The organism is Ruminococcus sp. RTP21484sp1_RTP21281st1_A8_RTP21281_210402 (genome assembly GCF_040914025.1).
Classification (GTDB): Bacteria; Bacillota; Clostridia; order Lachnospirales; family Lachnospiraceae; genus Blautia_A; species Blautia_A faecis.
In genome coordinates this window covers 42101-63579 of record NZ_JBCPGE010000018.1, presented here as the reverse complement: position 1 = coordinate 63579, position 21479 = coordinate 42101, and the positions used below count along the sequence as shown (strand labels likewise).

Here is a 21479-nt window from a genome sequence, read left to right as displayed (position 1 = left end):
ATGGATACAGAACGCTCTGGACTTGACGAAGCAATGGATGTAGGCTCCAGTACCGTTTCTCACCTAAAGTCCTTAAAAACAGCAGCCACTTTCTCCAAAGCAGGATATGGTGCCGCCCTTGGCGGACCTTTCACAGCAGCAATTGGAGCCGTCATAGCCAACCGGAATCAGCTCGCTAAAATTCTTCTTGTTATTCTCGCCATACTGCTGCTCCCGGTTTTATTTATTGTGATGCTCCCTGGTCTGATCTTTGGAAGCCTGACCGAGCAAAGTGATGTACTAAACAGCAACTCTATGATCAGTGAAAACATCCGTGCTTCCCGTGAAGCCATCGTTGAAGTGTTAGAAGAAAGCCATGAAGACATTCTGGCAGAGATCCATGCAGCAATTTCCCGTCTTCCACAAGGTGATACTGCATCCATCAATGATCCCTATACATACAGCATCTCCGTCAATGCCAATCTGCTGATTTCACAATTTTGTGCCAGCCAGGATGATTATAAAAATATCAACCGAAACCAATTAAAGAAACTCATTCGTGAAAATAAAGAAGGACTTTTTTCTTATGATGTAGCAACCGAAACAGTTACCATGGAAGTTACCGTTGATGGCGGTGCAGAAGGAGAATCCGGCACAGAACAGGGACAGGAACAAACACAGACGGTTACTTTTACGAAACACACCTATACTGTTGTTTATGCCGGAGATTCCTATTTTGCAGACCATGTATTCCATCTTACAGACAAGCAGAAAGAACTTGCCAAAAACTATGCTGAAAACCTGACTGCTTTCTTTGGAACTGCTTCTTCCGGTATTGTCGCTGCTATCAATCTTAGCGATGAGGTATTGTCCTACCGCCCTGCTGTAGAAAGAGCCGCTGCGAAATATGGTATGAGTGATTATGTGGATTTAATCCTAGCAGTCATGATGCAGGAATCTGGCGGACGGGGGCTGGATGTGATGCAAGCAGCGGAAGGTGGATTTAATACCCGCTATCCCCATGTGCCAAATGGGATTACAGATCCGGAATACTCCATTGAATGTGGCGTACAGGAATTAAAATATGCCCTTGATAAAGCCGGCTGTACCGGACCTACGGACTTAGACCGGATTAAACTGGCTCTTCAGGGTTACAACTACGGTTCTGCATACATTGACTGGGCAATGGAGCGTGACGGTGGCTATACCAAAGAAAATGCGATTGCCTACTCTGATATGATGTGTGCAAGACCAAGCTGGCCTTATGACCGGTATGGGGATAAAGAATATGTGGATCATGTCCTTCGCTATTACCAAATTACTGCCAGTGGCGGCAGCTATCCCGCAAACGGCATGCAGATTCCACACTATCTCCAGACAGACTATGGAAACATTCCATACGGCGGGGGTTCTATCGCCAGCAGCGGATGCGGTCCGACAAGCTTTGCTATGATTGCCAGTTATCTTACAGGCACTACCATTACACCTATTGATGCAATATCCTGGTGCGGAAATTCCTATTACAAACCAGGAGTCGGCACTTACTGGTCTTATTTTCAGGCAGCGTCCGATCATTTTGGGTGTGGGGCTGTCACACAGACCAGTGATCCCAACCAGGTACTTCAGGCTTTATCTGAAGGTCATCCGGTCATCAGTTCCCAAAGAGCCGGGCTTTTTACCAGTGGCGGACATTTTATTGTCCTTCGTGGTGTAACGGCTGGAGGTAAAGTATTAGTCAATGATCCCAATGACAGTTCCTCCAAAAACTACATCAACCGTGAATTCGATATGATGACGGAAGTGCATGCAACCGCAAATGCCTATTGGATCTTCGCTAAAAAATAAAGGAGACACTTATGAACAGAAAAAAAGCAATTCTGGCTATCTTTATGATGGCCTTTTTAATTATCATCGGATTTGTTTTTCCCTCCATCTGGAAATCCCAAAAAGGAAACAAAAAATCCGAGACAGAAAATACTCAACACGATAATAATGAAAATGCCGAGACAGAACAAGCAGAAAATAACGAATCCATAAGCTTTCAGGATTTTGAAGCTTTGGAAGACTTTTTCTCCAAGGAACAGGTGAAACTTTTTCAGGAAGAACTGACCTCCTATCTTAAAAACGTAAAACAGATGTCTCTAACTTCCATCCGTTTCCTTGCTGATGATACTACCTATCCCAATGCTTCTGATATTAATTTTTTGTTCCAGCTTCCGGATAAGTCCGTTCTTCCTGTGTACTACACTTCCTCTACTGGAAGATTCTTTTTCGGTGAGGAACGTACCCCGGATTCTGGAAAAGAAATCATCTATGAACGTCCGACAGATGACAAACTTCCTTCTATCACAACAGAGGAAATTGAACAGTTGCAAGAAGGCGGTTATGACGATACCTCCGTGAATTCGGAAAAAGCTGCCCCTGTCACAGAAGTTCCGGAAACTCCTTCCATGGAAGAACCAAAGGAGGTGCAGCCATGAACAATACTGAAGAACAACATCCTGTCTTCATCCCACGCAATTTTATAGAAAAAGGGACCTTTATGGGCGGAATGTTTAAAATCCGTAATGCCATCGAAGGCGGTGTCCTGGCAATCCTGATCACCATTCCTGTTATCAATCTGCCTCTGACACTGACTGTCAGGATTATTATTCTCTGTATGACTGCTCTGCCTGCAGCTATGATTTCTTTAATTGGAATTGGTGGGGAAAGCATTACTGCGTTCTTAATGAACGCTTTGCGTTTTCTGAAAAACCGCCGGGTTATTTACCGTATGGATGTACATCCGGAGCCGAAAAAAAAGTACCGGATAAAAAAGCCCCGCAACAAAGAACCAAAAACCAAGAAACGCAAACGGCATCCAAAACAACCTGCAAAATCTTCTTCTGAAGAGAACTGCTCACAGATGTCTTCCGAAGAGGAGACAAAAGAATCCTCTGCTATTAAAAAAAAAGAACGCCGGCAGTTTGACACTTCTACAAAACGTGGAATACGCAAACAGGCTCGTGAAGACATCCGGATTCTTAAATTTGAGTCCCGACAATTAAAAAAAGAACAAACCGCTGCACGTAAAAGTGCGAAAAGGCAGGCAAAACTTGAAAAACAACAGATAAAGCAGCAACTTTCGGAGGAACGAAAAAAAGAAAGAACTGCGAATAAAGCCTCCAACCAGCCTTCTGCTTCCGGGAAAAGCAAAAAGAAAAAGCGAAAAGAAATCACCTTGGAAGATTATCTTCCTATTGATAAGATTGCCAATGGTGTTATCTACACGACAGACCATCGTTATGTAAAAATCCTGGAGATTGAACCGATCAATTTCCTCTTACGCAGTGCCCGGGAACAACAGGGGATCATCTTCAGCTTCATCTCCTACTTAAAAATCAGCCCTGTGAAGTTACAAATTAAGATGATCTCCAAAAAAGCAGATATCAACAAACATCTGGAGCAATCCCGTCTGGAAATGGAACGGGAATCGGATCCCAACTGCCGGCAGTTACAAAAAGACTATATCCAATTTGTCCGGCAGTTAAGTTCCAGAGAAGCGGTTTCCAGACGTTTTTTCCTTATCTTTGAATACGAACCTTTCAATGTGAATCGGAAGGTGGAGGAAAAGGAAATCCTGGCGGCTTTGGAGACTGCGGCACAGACCGCTAAAACCTTTCTATATCAATGCGGCAACGATGTGCTGGTTCATGACAATGAAGATGAGTTTACAACCGATGTACTCTACACTTTACTGAACCGTACCAAATGTACCGAAACACCTTTGCCAAAACGGATTAACCAGGTACTTACCCGCTATATGGAATCTGGCCGTGAGCAGGAAGTGGATAACATCCATATCAATGAATTCATTGCACCAGAGTCTTTGGACTTTAAGCACAGCAACTATGTGCTGGTAAATGGCATCTACCATTCTTACCTGCTGGTGCCGTGCGATGGTTACAAAGCAAAAGTAATGCCAGGTTGGCTGTCCCTGCTTATCAATGCTGGCGAAGGAATTGACATTGACTTTTTTCTGCATAAACAGCCCAAAGATAAGATCCAGCAACGTCTTGGACAGCAAATCCGGATCAACCGTTCAAAGATCAAAGATGCCTCTGATACCAATGCGGATTTTGATGATCTGGATTCTGCCATCCGTTCCGGCTATTTCCTCAAACAGGGACTTGCTAATAATGAAGATTTCTATTACATGAATCTTTTGATTACAATTACGGCAGGTGATCTGGAAGAACTGCAATGGCGGATTCAGGAGATGAAAAAACTTCTCATCTCACAGGATATGGATCTGCGGTCTTGTTACTTCCTGCAAGAACAGGGATTTTTATCTTCCCTTCCTCTTGTAAACCTGGATAAGAAGCTCTATGAACTCTCAAAACGAAATGTCTTAACCACCGGAGCTGCCAGTTGCTATCCTTTCGTCAGCTACAGCATTTGCGATGACAACGGCATCCTATTTGGAGTAAATAAGCATAACAACTCTTTAGTGATTGCTGATATTTTTGACTCCAAACAATATAAAAACTCCAATATTGCGATTCTTGGCACTTCTGGATCCGGAAAAACCTTTACCATGCAGACTATGGCACTTCGTATGCGGCGTAAAGGAATCCAGGTATTTATCATCGCACCGTTAAAAGGTCATGAGTTTTATCGGGCTGCCAGAAATGTAGGAGGAACCTTTATCCAGATTTCTCCTGCCAGCCAAAACTGCATCAATGTCATGGAGATCCGAAAAGTAGATAACTCTGTCAATGAGCTGCTGGACGGTCCAACTTTAGACGCATCTGCCTTAGCCAGTAAGATTCAGCGTCTGCACGTTTTCTTTTCTCTGCTCATTCCAGATATGAGCCATGAGGAAAAACAGCTTTTGGACGAAGCACTGATTAAAACCTATGCAAGAAAGGGAATCACCCATAAGAATGAATCCCTCATTGATCCCAAACACCCGGAGCATTATAAAGCGATGCCAATTCTTGGAGATGTATATGATGTTTTGATGGAAACCGAAGATACCAAACGGCTGGCTCACATCCTGAACCGTCTTGTCCATGGCTCTGCTTCCTCTTTTAACCAGCAGACCAATGTAGATCTGACCAATAAATATACCGTTTTGGACATTTCAGAGCTGACTGGCTCCAGTGATCTCTTAACGGTAGGGATGTTTGTTGCTCTGGACTATGTATGGGATAAAGCCAAAGAAAATCGTACCGAAGAAAAAGCCATTTTTGTAGATGAAGTATGGCAGCTCATCGGTGCCTCCAGTAACCGCCTGGCCGCTGAATTCGTTTTGGAGATTGCCAAGATCATCCGGGCATACTCTGGTGCCGGTATTTTTGCAACCCAGGACCTCAATGACTTTTTTGCTCTTGATGACGGAAAATATGGAAAAGGCATTATCAATAACTGTAAAACCAAAATTATCCTTAACATGGAAGATGAAGAGGCACAACGTGTAAAAACCATTCTTCGTCTTTCCGAAACCGAAGTTATGAATATCACCCATTTCCAACGTGGAAACGGACTGATTTCAACAAACAACAATAATATCACTGTGGAATTTAAAGCTTCCAACCTGGAAAAAGAATTAATTACCACAGACCGACAGGAACTCCTGGAAATCTTGAAACGCCAGGATAAAAAAGTCGGTTAATGTTACCTGCAGCCCGAATGTGGCTGCTTTTCTTTTTAACAAAGGAGGAGATTTATGTTAAAACCAGCAAAACAACCTCATATCCGGCTAACCGCCCTTTTTCTTTGTGTCACGATGTTTCTTAGCACACTCTTTTTCAATGCCCATACCGCTTATGCTGCAGATGGAACCATTGATTATAAGGCAGGAGCCAAAATTCCATACGGGGACTATTATACTTCCCGCATGAGCTTTGATGGCAATAACACGGCTTATTGCGTTGAACCATTAAAGAAAACACCGGCTTCCGGAAAGTATCCTTATAACCTTTTGGGAAAAAATTCCCCACTCAGAAAAGCTCTTTACTACTTAAACGGTGGATATGGTTATGAAAAGGTAATAAAAGATCAATATTTCCAAGGATGGTCCGATGACAATTCTTATGTCATTGGTCATCTGGTCGTTTCCTATATCCATGCAGGAAATAATGGGGACACCGGTGCTTTTCATGGTGCACCTCAAAATTATATTGACAAAGCATTGGAAGTTGCCAACGCCATTGAAGGGCTTCCTGCCCCACCAGAATCCTTCCGTGCTTTTATCGTTCCTGGCAATGCTTCCCAAACTTTTGCAGGAAGCTGGTATCAGGTTCCAAACGGCTTTATCGAACTGCAGAAATCCTCTGCCAATACCGATATTTCCGATAAAAATGGCAATTACTCTTTAGAAGGAGCCAAATACGGAATCTACAAAGGGGAAGAACTGGTAGAAACTCTTGTTACCGATAAAAAAGGATATGCAAAATCCAAAGAACTGGCAGAAGGAAGTTACACCGTTAAAGAAATCAGTGCCCCAGAAGGATTTGCTATAGATCCTTCCGCCCATAATGTTACGGTAAAAGCAGAAGGAACATCTACCGTAAAAGTAAAGGATATTCCTCAAAATAATCCCGTAAAACTGCTCCTTAAAAAGCTGGATGCTGACACACAGCAAAATTCTGCACAGGGAACCGGCTCTCTCGCCAATGCCGAATTTACAATAAAATTCTATACAGAGCAGTCAGCTACCGATCCCGGAGCAAATGGTAAGAAACCGGTTCGCACCTGGATATTGAAAACAGATGCCTCTGGAGAAATCCATTTTACAAAAGATTATTTGGTATCCGGGGATGAATTTTTCTATGCCAGTGATGGAAAGACCGTCTGCTTCCCACTGGGTACAGTAACCGTACAGGAAACCAAAGCACCTGCCGGCTATCTTCCAAACGAATCTGTTTTCGTGCAGCAAATCACCAGTACCGGTACGGAAGAAACTATCTCTATTTATAACGCTTCTTCTGTCGAAGAACAGGTCTTCCGAGGCGGCGTCAAAATTCAGAAGCGGGATCTGGAAACTCAGGGAACACAAGCACAAGGAACCGCATCGCTTGCAGATGCCGAATTTACCATTACCACTTTGAACAAACAGCCGGTATGGGTAGGTGGAAAGCTCTATGAAAATGGTCAGGCAGTACTTACAATTAAATCGGATGCACATGGTATTGCTGCAAGTGCCGCTGATGCCCTGCCCCTTGGACATTACCGGATTGAAGAAACCAAAGCGCCTTCCGGATACCTAACCGATGGTGCAAAGGCTCTTGAATTTGACATCACCCAAAATGGAGAAATCGTAGATTTAACAACAGAAGAGACTTCTGTTTCTAACCAGATTATCCGTGGCGGTGTCAAAATCCAAAAACGGGATCTGGAAACGGGAGAAGCCAAACCACAGGGAAATGCTTCTTTAAAGGATGCAGAATTTACAATCACCAATCTTGGTCCAAATCCTGTTCTTGTGGATGGAACCCTTTACGAAAAAGATCAAGTAGTTCTCACTTTGAAGACAGATGAAAAAGGGCTTGCTTCCACAAAAAAAGATACTCTCCCTTATGGACATTACCGGGGTGATGAGACAAAAGCACCGGAAGGTTATTTGAACGAGGGAAAACTCTCTCAGGAGTTTCATATCACAGAAAATGGGAAAATTTTGGATTTAACTGCAAAAGAAACAGCGATTTCCAATCAGGTAATCCGTGGCGATTTAGAATTCGTAAAGGTATCTGACGGAGATTTAAACCGGCTGGCAAATGTCCCATTTTCCATTACCTCCAAAACTACAGGAGAAAGTCATACCATTGTAACAGACAAAAATGGCTATGCCAGTACCTCCTCAGAATGGAATAAGCACACTACAAATACCAATCGTGGGGAAACTTCTGAAGACGGAATCTGGTTTGGCTCTTCTAAACCTGATGATACCAAAGGAGCCCTGATTTATGATACCTATATTTTGGAAGAACAACGCTGCGATTCCAATGAAGGTATGAACCTCTTAAAAATTGAGGTCTCTGTATATAAAAATCACGTAGTCGTGGATATGGGAACTTTAACGGATGATCAGATTACCATTGGAACTACTGCCCTTGACAAAGACAGCAACTCCCACTTTGCCAAACCAGAAGAAAAAATCACTCTGGTTGATACCGTAGAATACGAAGGCTTAAAGAAGGGACAGTCTTATAAGCTCATCGGCACACTGATGGATCAGGAATCCGGAAAGCCAATTGAAATAGATGGAAAACCTGTCACAGCAGAAACCACCTTCAAATCAAAAAAATCTTCTGGTTCTGCAAAAGTGACCTTTACGTTCAATGCCTCTTCTCTGAAGGGCAAAACAATCGTAGTATTTGAAGAACTGTACCAGGAGGATTTAAAACTGGCTGTTCATGCGGACATTACAGATCAGGATCAGACTATCTATTTCCCAGAAATCGGGACCACTGCAAAAGATAAGGAAACAGATATGAATCTTTCCCAGGCAGATAAAGAAGTTACCCTTGTAGATACGGTAGCTTACAAAAATCTTCTGCCCGGCGAAGAATATGTTATGACTGGAACCCTTATGGATAAAGAAACCGGAAAACCTGTCGAAATAGATAAGAAAGAGGTTACTGCCGAAACCACATTTACTCCTAAAGAATCCTCTGGAACGGTAGATGTGATTTTTTCTTTTGATGGGACTTCCCTTGCCGGAAAAACCGTAGTTGTTTTTGAATCTGCTACTTATGACGGCAAAGAATTTGCAACACACGCTGATCTTGAAGATAATGGGCAGACCATCTACTTCCCGGAAATTGCTACCACTGCAAAAGACAAAGCAGACGGAGATCATTTTGCCAAAACCGATAAAGAGATTACTATTGTTGATACGGTTAAATATAGTAACCTAATTCCAGGAAAAGAGTATGCACTTACCGGTACCTTGATGGACAAAGAGACAAAAGAACCTCTTCAGGCAGATGGTAAACCGATTACTGCCACTACGACCTTTACTCCTGAAGATGCCTCTGGCAGTATTGAACTTACCTTTACATTTGATGGCAGCATCCTGTCCGGCAAAACAATTGTTGTCTTTGAGTCTTTAACGTATCAGGAAAAAGAGATTGCTGTTCACGCCGATATAGAAGACCATGAACAGTCTATCTACTTCCCAGGAATTGGAACCACTGCGAAGGACAAAGCGGATGGGGATCAGGAAGCCGTTGCTACGAAAGAAGTAACCATCATTGACACCGTATCCTACCAAAATCTGATTCCGGATACTCCATACAAACTGGTCGGCACACTGATGGACAAAACAACCCAAAAGGAAGTTCTGATTGATGGAAAACCTGTCACGTCAGAAACAGAATTTACACCAAAGGATTCCAATGGTTCTGTCGAAGTCATCTTCACTTTTGATGGAAGCACATTGGCTGGTCATGATGTAGTCGTTTTTGAAAAACTTTTTTCCCTTGAAGGAGAAACAGCACTTGAAATTGCTTCCCATGAGGATCTGGACGATAAAGGACAGACGATAAAACTTACGGAAGTTCCAAAAGACACACCGGAACCTTCCAAACCAGTCAAGACTGGAGATGAAACAACCATTCTTCCTTATCTTTTACTGGCAGGTGCCGCACTCCTCTTTGCTGCCGGATTTGGTATTTTATATATCCGTAAGCGAAAAAAAGATAAGTAACTATCAATAAATATGCTCACAGGCAGCTTCTTACGGCTGCCTGCTATAAAGGTGATGAATATGGAACAATCTCGTTGTAATGCCGATGCCAAGCACATCCGGCATTTTTTAGATATTTGTGATGGAAATTGGCATTCCTGTATTTATGTTCGCTGCGTTTCCTGTAAAACCCCAGGTTATTGTAATGGCCCACACTTCTTATATCATCCAGATGAAAACGGCAGTCCTTGTATCCTGCCCATGGCAGATGCCCGTATGCTCTTCTCCCGCATACCGGAACCAACGGAATGCCTGTCCGCCATAACACTGGAACAGTTTCAGTCCTTATATGGACTCTACTTTGCAAAAGAAGCATTGACCGATAAGCCATGTCCTTGTTTTGCTTTACTGCGGCATCAGGAAGCATCCCATTATTACTGGTAAAAGGTTGCACTTTTGGTACTTTCTGCGTACAGGATAAGAAAGGAGGCGATTTTATGTTGAATTTCACTGCTATGATTCAAGGAATCGATACAATATTTACGAACTTAATTTTTATTCCTGCACTTTTAATCCTGTACCTGAAGTTTCGTCCGAGAAAGCCCTGGAGCAGACGCACCAGAAATCTGTATCGGCTATGTATAGCTCTGATTTCTGTTTATGTCATCCGGATTTTCTGTGCAGGGTTCATCTTTACACCAGTAAATTACTCACGTTTTGCAGACAGCGGTTTCTTTCCGCTTATCAAGGCACTGTTCTATTCTTAGATTTTCTGCCATTTTGTGCCATTTAGTCCGAATCTGGGAGTAGTTTCTATGCCCATCCTATGGGAATTCATCACCTGCTTTCTTACAATATACGTATAAAACACGTAAGCGAGGTGAATCTTTATGAAACAGAAACAAATCCGCTGCCCATACTGCGGCAGCATCGCAATTTTAAGGGATGCGTCCTATGTATATGGAAATAAAGCGAAAGATGGAAAACTCTATGTGTGCAGTCACTTCCCACAGTGTAATTCTTATGTAGGAGTTCATTCTGGCACTACCAATGCCAAAGGAAAACTGGCAAACAAAGAGCTTCGGCAAAAAAGGATCCAAGCACACCGGGTGTTTGACCAGATATGGCTAAACCACATCTTTACGAAATCGGAGGCTTACCGCTGGATTGCTGATAAATTCTGTCTGACTGCCAAGGAAGCACACATCGGAGAATTTAGCACTTATATGTGTGATCAACTAATTCTGGAATCCATGAAGATTCTGGAGAATAACCATATCCCTCTCAGGGCCATTGGTTGAAAGGGGGGATATGTATGATCATCCCGATGACAGATGATGAACGCCGATTGACAGAGGAGTACTTATATTTGGTACCTGAAATGGTAAAAAAATTGACTACTCGTTGTGCTTATGTCTCATACGATGAGCAGCAAGACCTTCTGCAAGCCGGAAACTTAGCTTTATGCAAAGCCGCCATGAACTATGACAACACCCGTCCCTTTGCAGTTTACGCCAGAGTTGCCATACGAAATGCCATTTACAGTTATTGGAGAAAACTGCAAAAAGAACGAAAATACACCTGTTCCATGTATGCATCTTCCGAATTTGACATGGAACCCCTGCTTGTAGACCAAAAAACAGAACTGTGGCAGGAACAATGTATGAACCAGGAACCCATTTATAAGCACCTGCAGTCCTTAGAAGCGAGAAGCTGCAATACACTAAGAAAAGGAATACATGCCCTGCTCCTGCAGCAAAAAGGATATACCAACCAAGAAATTTCCAAACATTATGGTGTCCCAATGAATCATGTCCGGGCATGGCAAAGCAAAGCCCGGAAATACTTACAGCAGGATACCAAATTATATACTCTTTTATCTTGAAGGGAGAACGATTATGCTGACACTTTATACTGCAGTCGGAATCCTACGATTCCAGGATTCCATAAAGGAACATAAAACACCGACTGTTATCAATAACCGGCAGGAATACGGACTGACAGAAGAAGAATTCTTTCTGTGGAGCAGCCTCGCATTTCAAATCCGACAGATCCATGAATTGCAGTCTGCTTTTTCCGAACGCTTGAAAAAACATCACCGTTCGGAAAATATCCCCATTGAACCTTACCTGAATCGGCTGCTGCTTCGAGGACTGGTTGTAAAAGGGGATGGTTTAACTGGTGTGGATGCCCTGTACCGCCTCTTAGGAGAACTTTATATCAGCCCATTGCAGGACAGTTTTTCAGTACGGCTTTTTACCTGCATCTATCTCTGCATGAAGAAAAAACTGCACACAAAGGAACTGATCCATTATCTAAAAAAGCCGGCACGGACTGCTATAGAGGACACGGTACTCCAAATAGCAAAAAAAGTACAGATTTCTACGGCAGAGCTTGTAACCTGTGTAGAACAGGGCATCCATCCACAAAATACAGAGCAACTTTTGACGCAGCTCTATGAAACCTCGGATGCAACATTCCGTACCCTGGCACAGGATATCCAATTCACCCATGCCGGTTATCCTGTACTGGAAGCCATCAGTAATTTGTACCTCAATAAACAGATTGCATTTGAAAAATTATAGGAAGGAGCAAATTATGCCAAAACCATTTCTTAATAAGCTGATTGTCCATGGGGCAATCGGCTTTTTCTGTGTCCTATTTGGATGTATTTACGGATTTATAACAGACGACCAGATATTTCTCCTTATGAGTCTTTGCATCGGTGTTGGAACTGCCATACGAATTGTGAGTCTGCTACATACCATCAAGATGCATGACTATACCGAATTAACTGGAACCTGTACAAAACATGAAGTCAGCCCACTTACCAAGAAACAGAAAATTATTTTCCGTTCCACTGACCAGAAAGAATATCACTTTACATTCGATAAAAATATCCGCCTTTTATCTGGACATTATTATCGCCTATATTTCCGGAATGTAGCAAACCTTTCGGGTGAAGAAAAGGTTACTCCGGATTTACTTGCGTATGAGGAATTATCCCTAAATGAAGATGTTTCCCCGAAGAACTCTTAGATTTCTTCTCTAAATACAATAGAAGTGGATATGCCACTTTCACATACCCACTTCTATTATGCTTTATAAGTTTTCCTTCTGCCGTCCCAGTGAAATGACAAAAACCACTCCGAACTACCACGTATTCTGTCTCAAGGATGACAGCATAACAGCAATCGCAGGGAATAATAATCTATTGTATTCCAGAAGACTCTTCAAAAAATGGACAGTGCTTTCACTTTCAGGGTTTCAAAATGCAGTAACAATATCTTTTATTTTTCTACTGTGACCAATTTTTTCATATTAAGGGCAACTTTATACTGACAGTGAAAATTCCCGCTTCATAATTCACTTGAATATCACCACTTATTTGTATTACTAGCTTTCTAGTAGCATACAATCCGATACCACTGCTTTTTATCCTTGCTTCATCTTTTGTGTAAAACAAATCAAATATAGATTTTAATTCTTCATCACTAATATAATCAGAAGGATTGCTTATTTGTATATGACAATACTCGGATTCTCCCCACATGTAAAACATTATATCACCAGTACTATACTTTAAAGCATTATCTATTAAATTACATAAAATTCTAATTAATATTTTCTCTTGAGCAAGTATCCAAATGTTTCCATGTGGCAGTCTAATATCTAATTGTTCTGAGGCACGTTTTGAATTTTGAATATATTCCTTTAACAAAGAAGTGACTACCTCTGTAATATTGACTGATTTCATATCAACTTCGCTCTCTATTGCTTCACTCCAAAACAATAAATATAAATCGTCTACTAATTTTTTTAAATAATCCGCCTTTTTTTCAATATGTTCTATATAGCTATTAACAGGTTCATTCACATTTTTTTCTAATCTAATTAACTGCAAGTAACCAATAATAACAGTTAATGGAGTACGTAAATCGTGTGATAAATTTGCTACCATCTTTTTAAAATTTTTATCCTGTTTTTTTAGCTGATGTTCTTTTCGTTCATCTTCTTTAATTCGCTTGTTGATACTAAGTGCAAGGTTCTCAATATCTTTATCAAATACATTGACCGAGTAGATATGCTCATTATGTTCTATCCATTCTATAATTCTTCTAATTTCCCTCTTCAGATGAAAAATGTATAATATGCCTAATAATATAAACACTCCTGTTATTAAAAAGACAACTAGCAAACTTCATATCTCCTTATAATATTAGAATCTCATCACATGTATTCAAGATTGCATTATCATGTGAAACAATAATAATTATTTTATGATTTTTAATTTGATCGATCAACTGTAAAAATTGTTTTTTTCCACTCTCATCCATAGCTGAGGTAGGCTCATCAAAAATCATTACCTGACCGTCTTGCACTACTTGGCGAATAATTGCAATTTTTTGCTTTTCTCCACCGGAAATATTACTTGACTTTTCATTAATTTGCAAATCCCAATTATCTCTTTTCAAAATACTATCACCAAAGCAATCAACGGCTCTCTGTATACATTTTACATCAAGCTTTCGATATAAAGCAATATTATTATATATTGTATCTACTTGAAACACAAATTAAAGTTCTTGACGTTTCAATGCAAAATGCATTAAAACTATCCCCACCAGGCACGCACCCATACCATACATAATAGTTCCAACAACAATCCCATTTGTCATCCGATATCCACAAATATTATACATATAAGTGGTCGGGTTCATAACACAAAATGCTTTAAGAAGCACTGATTGATTTTGAAAATCCTCATATACCATAGGATAAGTAATCGCACCTGCAAAGAAATATACACATGATAAAGCTGCCACAATTCCTGTATTCTTTACTAAAACCGTAATCAAAACCGCCACAGCTTCCATTCCAATCATAGCTATCATATTTAAGGTAACCATTCCGATAAAAATCAAAAATTCCTCACCTTTATAATGAAAACCATACTTCCATGCTAATCCTAAGCCTAATGCAGTTTCCACAATATAATAGAGAATAAAAAAGTGAACATTTATCACCAGTAATTTACTTAAAAATAATTTGGTTCGATTTATCCCATATACGACAGAAGCTCTTATTGTTCCTTGATGAAATTCTGCAGATACCATTGTCGTAATATAGACAATTAATCCAATCCAAGAAAAAAAATTAATTGATAATGCAAATCTTGCGATTTCTGCAGCTTTTACATTATTCATGTCGTCTATGTAGCAAATCCAACCAATGCTATCTATATTTCTATAATCACCAAAAGTCATAAACAATGTATCATTTCCCACAACGAACGGTATAAAAAAAATAAATGCCATAAATACTAAAACCCACTTCGAGGCTCGCGAATATTTCATTTTATAGTACTCTGCTTTAAGCTGTCTCATTCGATTTCACCTCCGATAATAGATTTGTGTAATACTCTTCTAAGTCTTCTCCTTCATATCCTATTTTTTCTACACCAACTCCTCCATATACTAATTCTTTTGTTATATCAGAAATATTTTTATTATAACCAAATACCTTAATCACATTTCTTAAATAAACTTTTATTTGACTTTCTGGATACCTCTCATCTAAAATACAACTAGCCTTTTCCACATTGTCTACTTCGATATGAACATGACGACGACATTTCTCATCTAATTCTTTATCTGTAATCTGTTGTAACATTTTTCCATGATGTATAAATCCATATACAGTTGCAAGTTGATGTAACTCTGGCAAAATATGACTGGATATAAGTATCGTTGTACCATCTTCTTCATTCATATTCTTTAAGACTTCTCGCACATATTTAATTTTGGTTGGATCTAAGCCATTTATTGGTTCATCTAAAATTAGCAACTGTGGGCGACCAAGCAATGCAATTGCAATTCCTAATCGCTGTTTCATCCCTAAAGAAAAAGCCTTCACTCTTTTATTTCCAGCGTCCTTTAAATCCATTATTTCCAGAACTTCATCAATACTACTTTTTCCTGGAATTCCTCGTTGAGTACGCTGGATTTCCAAATTTTGGCGTGCTGTCATGTCCATATACAAAGCTGGATTTTCAATTAAACATCCTATCTTATTTCTTTCATCTTCAAGATTTTTTTTACCAAATAAACTTATCTCACCTGAAGTCGGCTTTGTTAGTCCTGTAATAACTTTCATCAGGCTACTTTTTCCTGCACCATTTTCTCCAACCAGTCCATATATCTCGCCCGCTTTTATCGTAAGATTTACCTGATTAAGTACCATATTGTTTCCGTATGCTTTACAAATATCTTTTGCTTCCAATATTTTTTCGGGTTCTTTCATTCTAATCACTTCCCTCGTTTCTTAAATCCTATAATGATAATGATAATGTCTAATTCTAACATTTCTCTTAAATCAGTTCTTAAATTTCCATAAAATTATAAATTTATCTTTATATTTTCCCACTCGCCTATGAAACCTTCAAATTATTTAAAACAGTAACTTGTATGAAATTACAAATCATGTTAGTATTTTTACCATACCTATTACCAAAGGAGTTTATTATGATTGATATATTATTAGTAGAAGATGATAAAGAAATTTGCTTTATTCTTACAGAATTATTAAAAAGAAACCATTACAATGTTTCAGCATATCACAATGGGATAGAAGCAATTGAAGCTCTTTCCTCTAAAAAATATGATTTAATGTTATTAGATTTGATGCTTCCCGATTTGCCTGGTGAAAAAATACTATTTCACCTAAAAAAACACAACAATTCTATTCCAGTTATTGTTATATCTGCCAAAAATCAGCCTGAGATTCGTATAAACCTTCTCCGATCCGGTGCAGATGATTATATAACTAAACCTTTTTATCATGAAGAAGTTCTCGCACGAATAGAAAGTGTTTTGCGCCGTTGCAGCGAAAGTCCCCAAACGGAATATTCCTTTAAAGATATTCGCATAAATGTGGATGATCACAAAGTACTTGTAAATAACACAGAGCTTACTCTGACTACTACCGAATATAACCTCTTACAGCTACTAATCAAACATCCAAAACAGACTTTTACAAAGGAATCTTTATATCAACTTATTTGGGGAAAAGATTATATTTCAGATGATAATACTCTCAATGTCCATATAAGCAAACTAAGAAAAAAACTAGAGCATATAGGAAACCAAGCCCCTTATATCGATACTGTATGGGGAATAGGTTATAAATTACACCGTTAGAATAAATTCACGCAAAAAATACCATTACAAAGATTAATCTGTAACGGTATTTTTTACCCTATTCACTTTTTTCATACTTTCAAACAACTAGGTATACCCTCAACAATTTTTTCAGGCACAAACACTTCATTAACTATCACATACGTCCAAGCACCATCTGAGTTATCCGTAGTTTTAGACACTACAATGGCTTAACTTCCACGCAGTATATATTAAATCTACGAATTACAAATGCAAAGACACAACTTCGAACCACTACATATTCCTTTCCAAGGTAACGGTGATTGTGGTCTATGAAAATCATTTGTATTTCAGCTGACCATAAAAAACACCGTTGCAGATTCACTCCCCCACAACGGCATCTTTCATTTTTTTTATTCGATTTTATCTTCTCCTGTTGCCTTTATAAATCTCATAACCTCATCAATGGTTTTCCCAGATGCTACCAAAGCCTTAAACAGCTCATCTTTCTGCTTCTCTTCTATCTCTTTTTGAATCTCTTTTGCTTTATGACGCAGTTCCTTTAAATCGGACTCTTTTGTACGAATCTCCTGTTCCACATACTCCAGTTGCTCTTCCAAAGATGTGTTTTCCAGTTTTTTTCGTCTTGCCATAATGCATCCTCCTAATAATTTTTCCTCATTCTACCACATTTTATCTACTCTGAAAAGGTAGTAGTGTTTTATGAAAATTTTATATCTATTTGGGATTATCCTCATAAAATACTACACTTCCAAGCATTTTGACACAAAAATTATTATTTCGAATCGCAAAATACTATATATGGTATTTTATCATTGACCTTCGCTATATCTTGTGTTACTATGATATTGTATTTAAGTTTTGTGTTATCCCTTTATAGGGTGTCTGGATACTATCTCCAGTACACATGCAGTTTAAGTTGGAAAATCGTGTCATTATAATGCCGTTTTATACGGTGCTATAATGGCACTTTTTTTATTTATCACTATTTTATCGCCCAAAGGGCAGAAAGGAGAATTTTTATGTCATCTATTATCATTGTAACAGGAAGGGTAACTGCCGATCCGGTTATGCAACAAGCAAAGAATTCCGGAACTGAATACATCAGTCTGGGGCTTGCTACCAACCAGAGAGGTCAAAGCGGAAAGGAAGAACCCATCTTCTATCAGTGTTACTGCAACAAGTTTCTTGCAGATCGACTGATAAAAGCCGGTGTCAAAAAATCAACGTGTCTCATGGTCTACGGAGATTTAGAACTCCATCCGTATATTCACCAGAAAGGCAATAATGCAGGTCAAGCAGCTATCACGCCGCAAATTATGGTAAAGGACTGGCAGTTCTTACCTGCGAATCGTAATGATACCAATGCAGCAACACCTGTACCGGGGAATCCAATGGTCGGAAATCCAAATGTTCCACCAGTACCAGCAAACGGTGCTACTTATAATGGAAACCCGGGAATGAATCCTTCCGGTACCGTGCCTACTGGCGCAATGCCAGTCAATAACAATATGATGCCACAGGCCGCCCAACAGATGTCTTATGCTCCTGCAGGGGGATCGGCTTATGCACCACAGGGATTTACGGCTGGCAATGTGTCAGGTGATGGATTTACCAATATTCCGGAAAATACACCACCACAGCAACTTCCATTCCCGTAAATTATCAAAGAACCCTAAAATGAAGGAATTGCGACTTTCCAGTATCTACTGGTCTGCTGCAATTCCTTTTTCTATTGAGACAAACATGGAGGAAATGAAGTGAATACACAAAAGAAATTTCTTAAAGTTCTAAGTATGCTCACAATAATTTTGTTAATTGCAACTATATTCATACCAGGAAATGGAAATCGTAATGCAGTCGCAAGTATCGGAATCCTTGGCATCCTGCTGCTATTTCTTTCCACACTTCTTCCCAAAATCCATAAACTGACTCTAAACCTACTCAAGAACCAGGGCAAAACAAGCCCTTGGTCTTCTTTGAAATCATCTGAGCCAGTTTCCGAAACAGAAGAATTGCTTTGGAGACAAATCAGCTATCAGATTACCGACAAACTACAGGCTGCATTTCCAAATGCAACATGGGAATTCCAGAAGTCGCCATCCATGAAGCAGCTCCTTTGCGGAAATCCCATACGTCTGAGAACCTTTCATACGGAGGACTACAACTTTGCGGAAGCACGTATGAACCAATACGGATATCTGGAACTTCAAATGCTGACCATTGCCAGCCTCAAAAAGACTGTCACAGTTACCGATGAGGACGATGTTCCTTTTGCTGATCCGGAATCCTGGTATTCCTTAATTGGCAAGAAAAAACTGGAGAACCTTATCGGACAGCTCCATGCGAAAGGACACCATAAACTCTATATTAATGAAAACGGGCAAATTTACATCCAAAATGGTGATACAGCGGAAATCAAGGATTGTTTTGATTATTTCCCGCCACGAAACTATTGGGATATTCTCATTTCCATCTTCCAAAAAGATGAATTGACCGCAAAAGAAAAGGACCAGGCACTAGAATTATCCTGGATAAAAGAATAAAGGAGGAAATACTATGCCAAATACAAACTTTGTCCCTAACTGGACTTTTGAAAGAACGCTACCATTTCCATTTGACAGCTATTCCGGGAAAAGTGCAGTGATGAAAGACATCGCTTCCAAATACTGTAATCAGCCTAAAAAACGGGCTACTCTCCATTCTGCTACTTTGCAGGCAGTTTTTTCTTATATGGATTTGGAAAATCCACCTGCTGGAAAAGCAGAGGAAGAACTCGGAGCCATTGGAAGCCAGGCAAACAATTTTACAATCGCAGAATATCCAAGCCGTACTGGGTTGCTGCATGTAGTGGTCTACAACCGTATGACTGGGAAATTTATAGCTGGAAAGTATGAAAAACCTTTGGATCTGGACAGTAAACCAGAGCCATATCAGTTTAAAAAAGATGATGATTCCGGAAGTGCTCTTTATTTTGCTTTAATGCCTACTTTCCTTTCAGATGACGAATTCAATGAAAAATATCAGGAATTAAAGCAACACCGTGATGACGGTTTTCCTGACCTACCCAAAGCTGCAGAAACGGCTGCACTCCTTTGTGATAACGTGTACCGCAGGATCCGTTATGGCGATTCCCTTCCTATCGGGAATATCAAAATTGATACCCCTGCAAATGGCGTGATCCAAAGACTTACACCACTGAACATCCAAAAAGGTGTTTATGCACCAACGGAGATTATCCAGGGTTCCTTTCAGGTATTAAAAGGTGGACATCACTATACTGCTTCCACCGTTTCAATTCCCAAAGAAGATTTTGTCGATAAATACATCCTGTCCAATTCTCGGACATTAACTCCCCAAGAAGAATCAACCGTTCCTATTCTCGAAGATTGGTATGTAATCCCAAAAGAAATCCAAAGAATATGCGAACATGCCAAATTAACAACTGACAGCAAGCAGCCTATGCGGAATTTTATGCTCCGTGGGCCTGCTGGAACGGGAAAGACCGAAGGTGCCAAAGCCATCGCTGCAGGACTTCACCTGCCTTACCGATGCATCACCTGCTCGGCAAATACAGAAATTTTTGACCTTCTTGGACAGATTTTACCTGATGTAGATGAAAAACAGCTTTCTTTGGTAGGGGAACTGCCCTCTTTTCAAGACATTACCCTCGATCCGGCTACTGCCTATGAAAAATTAACGGGTACTTATGATGAAAAAGTATCAGAAAATACAGTTTATGAAGAATTGATCCATCATATATCTGAGGCAATGAAGCAGAAACAAACTGCTACCTCCAGCAGCCAACAGTTCCGCTATGTGGATACACCACTGGTTGAAGCCATCCGAAACGGCTATCTGGTAGAAATACAGGAGCCTACGGTGATTGCCAATCCTGGTGTACTGGTAGGGCTTAATTCCCTGTTGGACCGTTGTAACAGTGTATTTCTGCCAAACGGGGAAGTCATCCATCGGCATCCGGATACTACCATTGTAGTCACAACTAATCATGACTATGCCGGCTGTCGTCCCATGAACCAGTCTGTCATTTCAAGGATGAATATGGTCATAGATATGGATGAACCGGATGAAGAGACCATGGTAGAGCGTGTTCTTGCTATTACCGGATGTTCCGATAAAAAATCAGTACGTACCATGACACAGATTGTACGTTCCATCGCACAGTATTGTCAGGATAACCTGATAACAGATGGCTGCTGTGGAGTCCGGGAATTAATTGCCTGGGTTCAGTCTTTTATGGTATGTGGCGATATACAGGAAGCTGCTCATTATACCATTTTATCTTCCGTCACTGCCGATTCTGAAAGCCGTATCGAAATTGAAGGTTCTTGCTTGGATACAGTTCTTGCATCATAACACACTATTGAAGAACACCTTTTATACCGAAGCCGAACTACGCAAAACTCTGGCAGAAAATCTCGTTTATTTAAGAAAATCCAAGCAGACGAAACTCTCTCAGAAAGCCGTAGCAAGACTTCTGCATCTACCCGAAAAAACAATTATGAACTATGAAAATGGGCATACGCTTCCATCTGCTTACGCCGTCTTTCGGTTAGCCCAGTATTACGGCTGTACAATGGAAGATCTCCTAACCCAAAATATGAAAAAGAAAGAAAGGTGAAGAA

18 protein-coding genes are annotated in these 21479 nt (G+C 40.1%); 13 read left to right on the top strand and 5 right to left on the bottom strand.

Features of this window, described 5'->3' with window-relative positions:
• From AB5170_RS10520 to AB5170_RS10485, 8 genes are all read left to right on the top strand, one after another.
• Entirely contained in the window at positions 1-1824 is a 1824-nt protein-coding gene (locus AB5170_RS10520; protein WP_015526851.1) for a lysozyme family protein, read from the top strand.
• 11 nt (positions 1825-1835) lie between these two features.
• Positions 1836-2459, top strand: a complete 624-nt coding sequence (locus tag AB5170_RS10515) for a DUF5038 domain-containing protein (protein ID WP_161209547.1) — start codon at positions 1836-1838, stop codon at positions 2457-2459.
• Positions 2456-5635, top strand: a complete 3180-nt coding sequence (locus AB5170_RS10510; protein ID WP_119242926.1) for an ATP-binding protein — start codon at positions 2456-2458, stop codon at positions 5633-5635. Before AB5170_RS10515 ends, AB5170_RS10510 begins: the two co-directional genes overlap by 4 nt.
• Positions 5636-5689: 54 nt before the next feature.
• The gene (locus tag AB5170_RS10505; protein ID WP_368361710.1) at positions 5690-9673 is read left to right on the top strand and encodes a VaFE repeat-containing surface-anchored protein; all 3984 of its coding nucleotides are present in this window, start codon (positions 5690-5692) and stop codon (positions 9671-9673) included.
• Between the two features lie 869 nt (positions 9674-10542).
• On the top strand, positions 10543-10953 hold the full coding sequence (locus AB5170_RS10500) for a zinc-finger-containing protein (protein WP_368361709.1): 411 nt from the start codon (positions 10543-10545) through the stop codon (positions 10951-10953).
• 14 nt (positions 10954-10967) lie between these two features.
• The gene (locus tag AB5170_RS10495; protein WP_054337558.1) at positions 10968-11537 is read left to right on the top strand and encodes a sigma-70 family RNA polymerase sigma factor; all 570 of its coding nucleotides are present in this window, start codon (positions 10968-10970) and stop codon (positions 11535-11537) included.
• Positions 11538-11550: 13 nt separating this feature from the next.
• Positions 11551-12237: a hypothetical protein gene (locus AB5170_RS10490; protein ID WP_004223695.1), complete on the top strand. Its 687-nt coding sequence runs from the start codon at positions 11551-11553 to the stop codon at positions 12235-12237.
• 13 nt (positions 12238-12250) lie between these two features.
• On the top strand, positions 12251-12691 hold the full coding sequence (locus AB5170_RS10485) for a hypothetical protein (RefSeq protein ID WP_368361708.1): 441 nt from the start codon (positions 12251-12253) through the stop codon (positions 12689-12691).
• Positions 12692-12968: 277 nt separating this feature from the next.
• On the opposite strand, the gene AB5170_RS10480 is transcribed toward AB5170_RS10485, so the two are convergent.
• From AB5170_RS10480 to AB5170_RS10465, 4 genes are read right to left on the bottom strand one after another with little or no spacing between them, the layout of a single operon-like run.
• Positions 12969-13850 (bottom strand): sensor histidine kinase KdpD, encoded by an 882-nt coding sequence (locus AB5170_RS10480; RefSeq protein ID WP_227190351.1) that lies wholly within the window; start codon positions 13848-13850, stop codon positions 12969-12971.
• A gap of 13 nt (positions 13851-13863) precedes the next feature.
• Positions 13864-14226 carry an ATP-binding cassette domain-containing protein gene (locus tag AB5170_RS10475; protein ID WP_368361707.1) on the bottom strand — a complete coding sequence of 121 codons (363 nt, stop codon included), beginning with the start codon at positions 14224-14226 and terminating at the stop codon, positions 13864-13866.
• 3 nt (positions 14227-14229) lie between these two features.
• Positions 14230-15039 carry an ABC transporter permease subunit gene (locus AB5170_RS10470; protein ID WP_059085285.1) on the bottom strand — a complete coding sequence of 270 codons (810 nt, stop codon included), beginning with the start codon at positions 15037-15039 and terminating at the stop codon, positions 14230-14232.
• Positions 15026-15955, bottom strand: a complete 930-nt coding sequence (locus AB5170_RS10465) for an ABC transporter ATP-binding protein (protein WP_227295515.1) — start codon at positions 15953-15955, stop codon at positions 15026-15028. The genes AB5170_RS10470 and AB5170_RS10465 overlap by 14 nt, the downstream gene beginning before the upstream one ends.
• Positions 15956-16176: 221 nt before the next feature.
• On the opposite strand from AB5170_RS10465, the gene AB5170_RS10460 reads away from it, so the two are divergent.
• Positions 16177-16851 (top strand): response regulator transcription factor, encoded by a 675-nt coding sequence (locus AB5170_RS10460; protein ID WP_025580528.1) that lies wholly within the window; start codon positions 16177-16179, stop codon positions 16849-16851.
• A gap of 374 nt (positions 16852-17225) precedes the next feature.
• Here AB5170_RS10460 and AB5170_RS10455 read toward each other — a convergent pair whose 3' ends face one another.
• Positions 17226-17465, bottom strand: coding sequence for a hypothetical protein (locus tag AB5170_RS10455; RefSeq protein ID WP_025580526.1), 240 nt, complete (start codon positions 17463-17465; stop codon positions 17226-17228).
• A gap of 390 nt (positions 17466-17855) precedes the next feature.
• Between AB5170_RS10455 and AB5170_RS10450 the strand changes: the two genes are divergently transcribed.
• The 4 genes from AB5170_RS10450 to AB5170_RS10435 all read left to right on the top strand — a co-directional run bounded on the left by AB5170_RS10450 (position 17856) and on the right by AB5170_RS10435 (position 21475).
• Positions 17856-18494: a single-stranded DNA-binding protein gene (locus tag AB5170_RS10450; protein ID WP_015526835.1), complete on the top strand. Its 639-nt coding sequence runs from the start codon at positions 17856-17858 to the stop codon at positions 18492-18494.
• Positions 18495-18593: 99 nt separating this feature from the next.
• Positions 18594-19379: a hypothetical protein gene (locus AB5170_RS10445; protein ID WP_025580525.1), complete on the top strand. Its 786-nt coding sequence runs from the start codon at positions 18594-18596 to the stop codon at positions 19377-19379.
• 13 nt (positions 19380-19392) lie between these two features.
• Complete coding sequence (locus AB5170_RS10440) at positions 19393-21210, top strand: ATPase (protein ID WP_368361706.1); 1818 nt, start codon at positions 19393-19395, stop codon at positions 21208-21210.
• Positions 21098-21475 (top strand): helix-turn-helix domain-containing protein, encoded by a 378-nt coding sequence (locus AB5170_RS10435; RefSeq protein WP_227209930.1) that lies wholly within the window; start codon positions 21098-21100, stop codon positions 21473-21475. The genes AB5170_RS10440 and AB5170_RS10435 overlap by 113 nt, the downstream gene beginning before the upstream one ends.
• The last annotated feature ends 4 nt before the right edge of the window (positions 21476-21479 follow it).

Coding starts and splice junctions, on each gene's coding strand:
- AB5170_RS10520 (WP_015526851.1), top strand. CDS start 1: ATGGATACAGAACGCTCTGGACTTGACGAAGCAATGGATGTAGGCTCC.
- AB5170_RS10515 (WP_161209547.1), top strand. CDS start 1,836: ATGAACAGAAAAAAAGCAATTCTGGCTATCTTTATGATGGCCTTTTTA.
- AB5170_RS10510 (WP_119242926.1), top strand. CDS start 2,456: ATGAACAATACTGAAGAACAACATCCTGTCTTCATCCCACGCAATTTT.
- AB5170_RS10505 (WP_368361710.1), top strand. CDS start 5,690: ATGTTAAAACCAGCAAAACAACCTCATATCCGGCTAACCGCCCTTTTT.
- AB5170_RS10500 (WP_368361709.1), top strand. CDS start 10,543: ATGAAACAGAAACAAATCCGCTGCCCATACTGCGGCAGCATCGCAATT.
- AB5170_RS10495 (WP_054337558.1), top strand. CDS start 10,968: ATGATCATCCCGATGACAGATGATGAACGCCGATTGACAGAGGAGTAC.
- AB5170_RS10490 (WP_004223695.1), top strand. CDS start 11,551: ATGCTGACACTTTATACTGCAGTCGGAATCCTACGATTCCAGGATTCC.
- AB5170_RS10485 (WP_368361708.1), top strand. CDS start 12,251: ATGCCAAAACCATTTCTTAATAAGCTGATTGTCCATGGGGCAATCGGC.
- AB5170_RS10470 (WP_059085285.1), bottom strand. CDS start 15,039: ATGAGACAGCTTAAAGCAGAGTACTATAAAATGAAATATTCGCGAGCC.
- AB5170_RS10465 (WP_227295515.1), bottom strand. CDS start 15,955: ATGAAAGAACCCGAAAAAATATTGGAAGCAAAAGATATTTGTAAAGCA.
- AB5170_RS10460 (WP_025580528.1), top strand. CDS start 16,177: ATGATTGATATATTATTAGTAGAAGATGATAAAGAAATTTGCTTTATT.
- AB5170_RS10455 (WP_025580526.1), bottom strand. CDS start 17,465: ATGGCAAGACGAAAAAAACTGGAAAACACATCTTTGGAAGAGCAACTG.
- AB5170_RS10450 (WP_015526835.1), top strand. CDS start 17,856: ATGTCATCTATTATCATTGTAACAGGAAGGGTAACTGCCGATCCGGTT.
- AB5170_RS10440 (WP_368361706.1), top strand. CDS start 19,393: ATGCCAAATACAAACTTTGTCCCTAACTGGACTTTTGAAAGAACGCTA.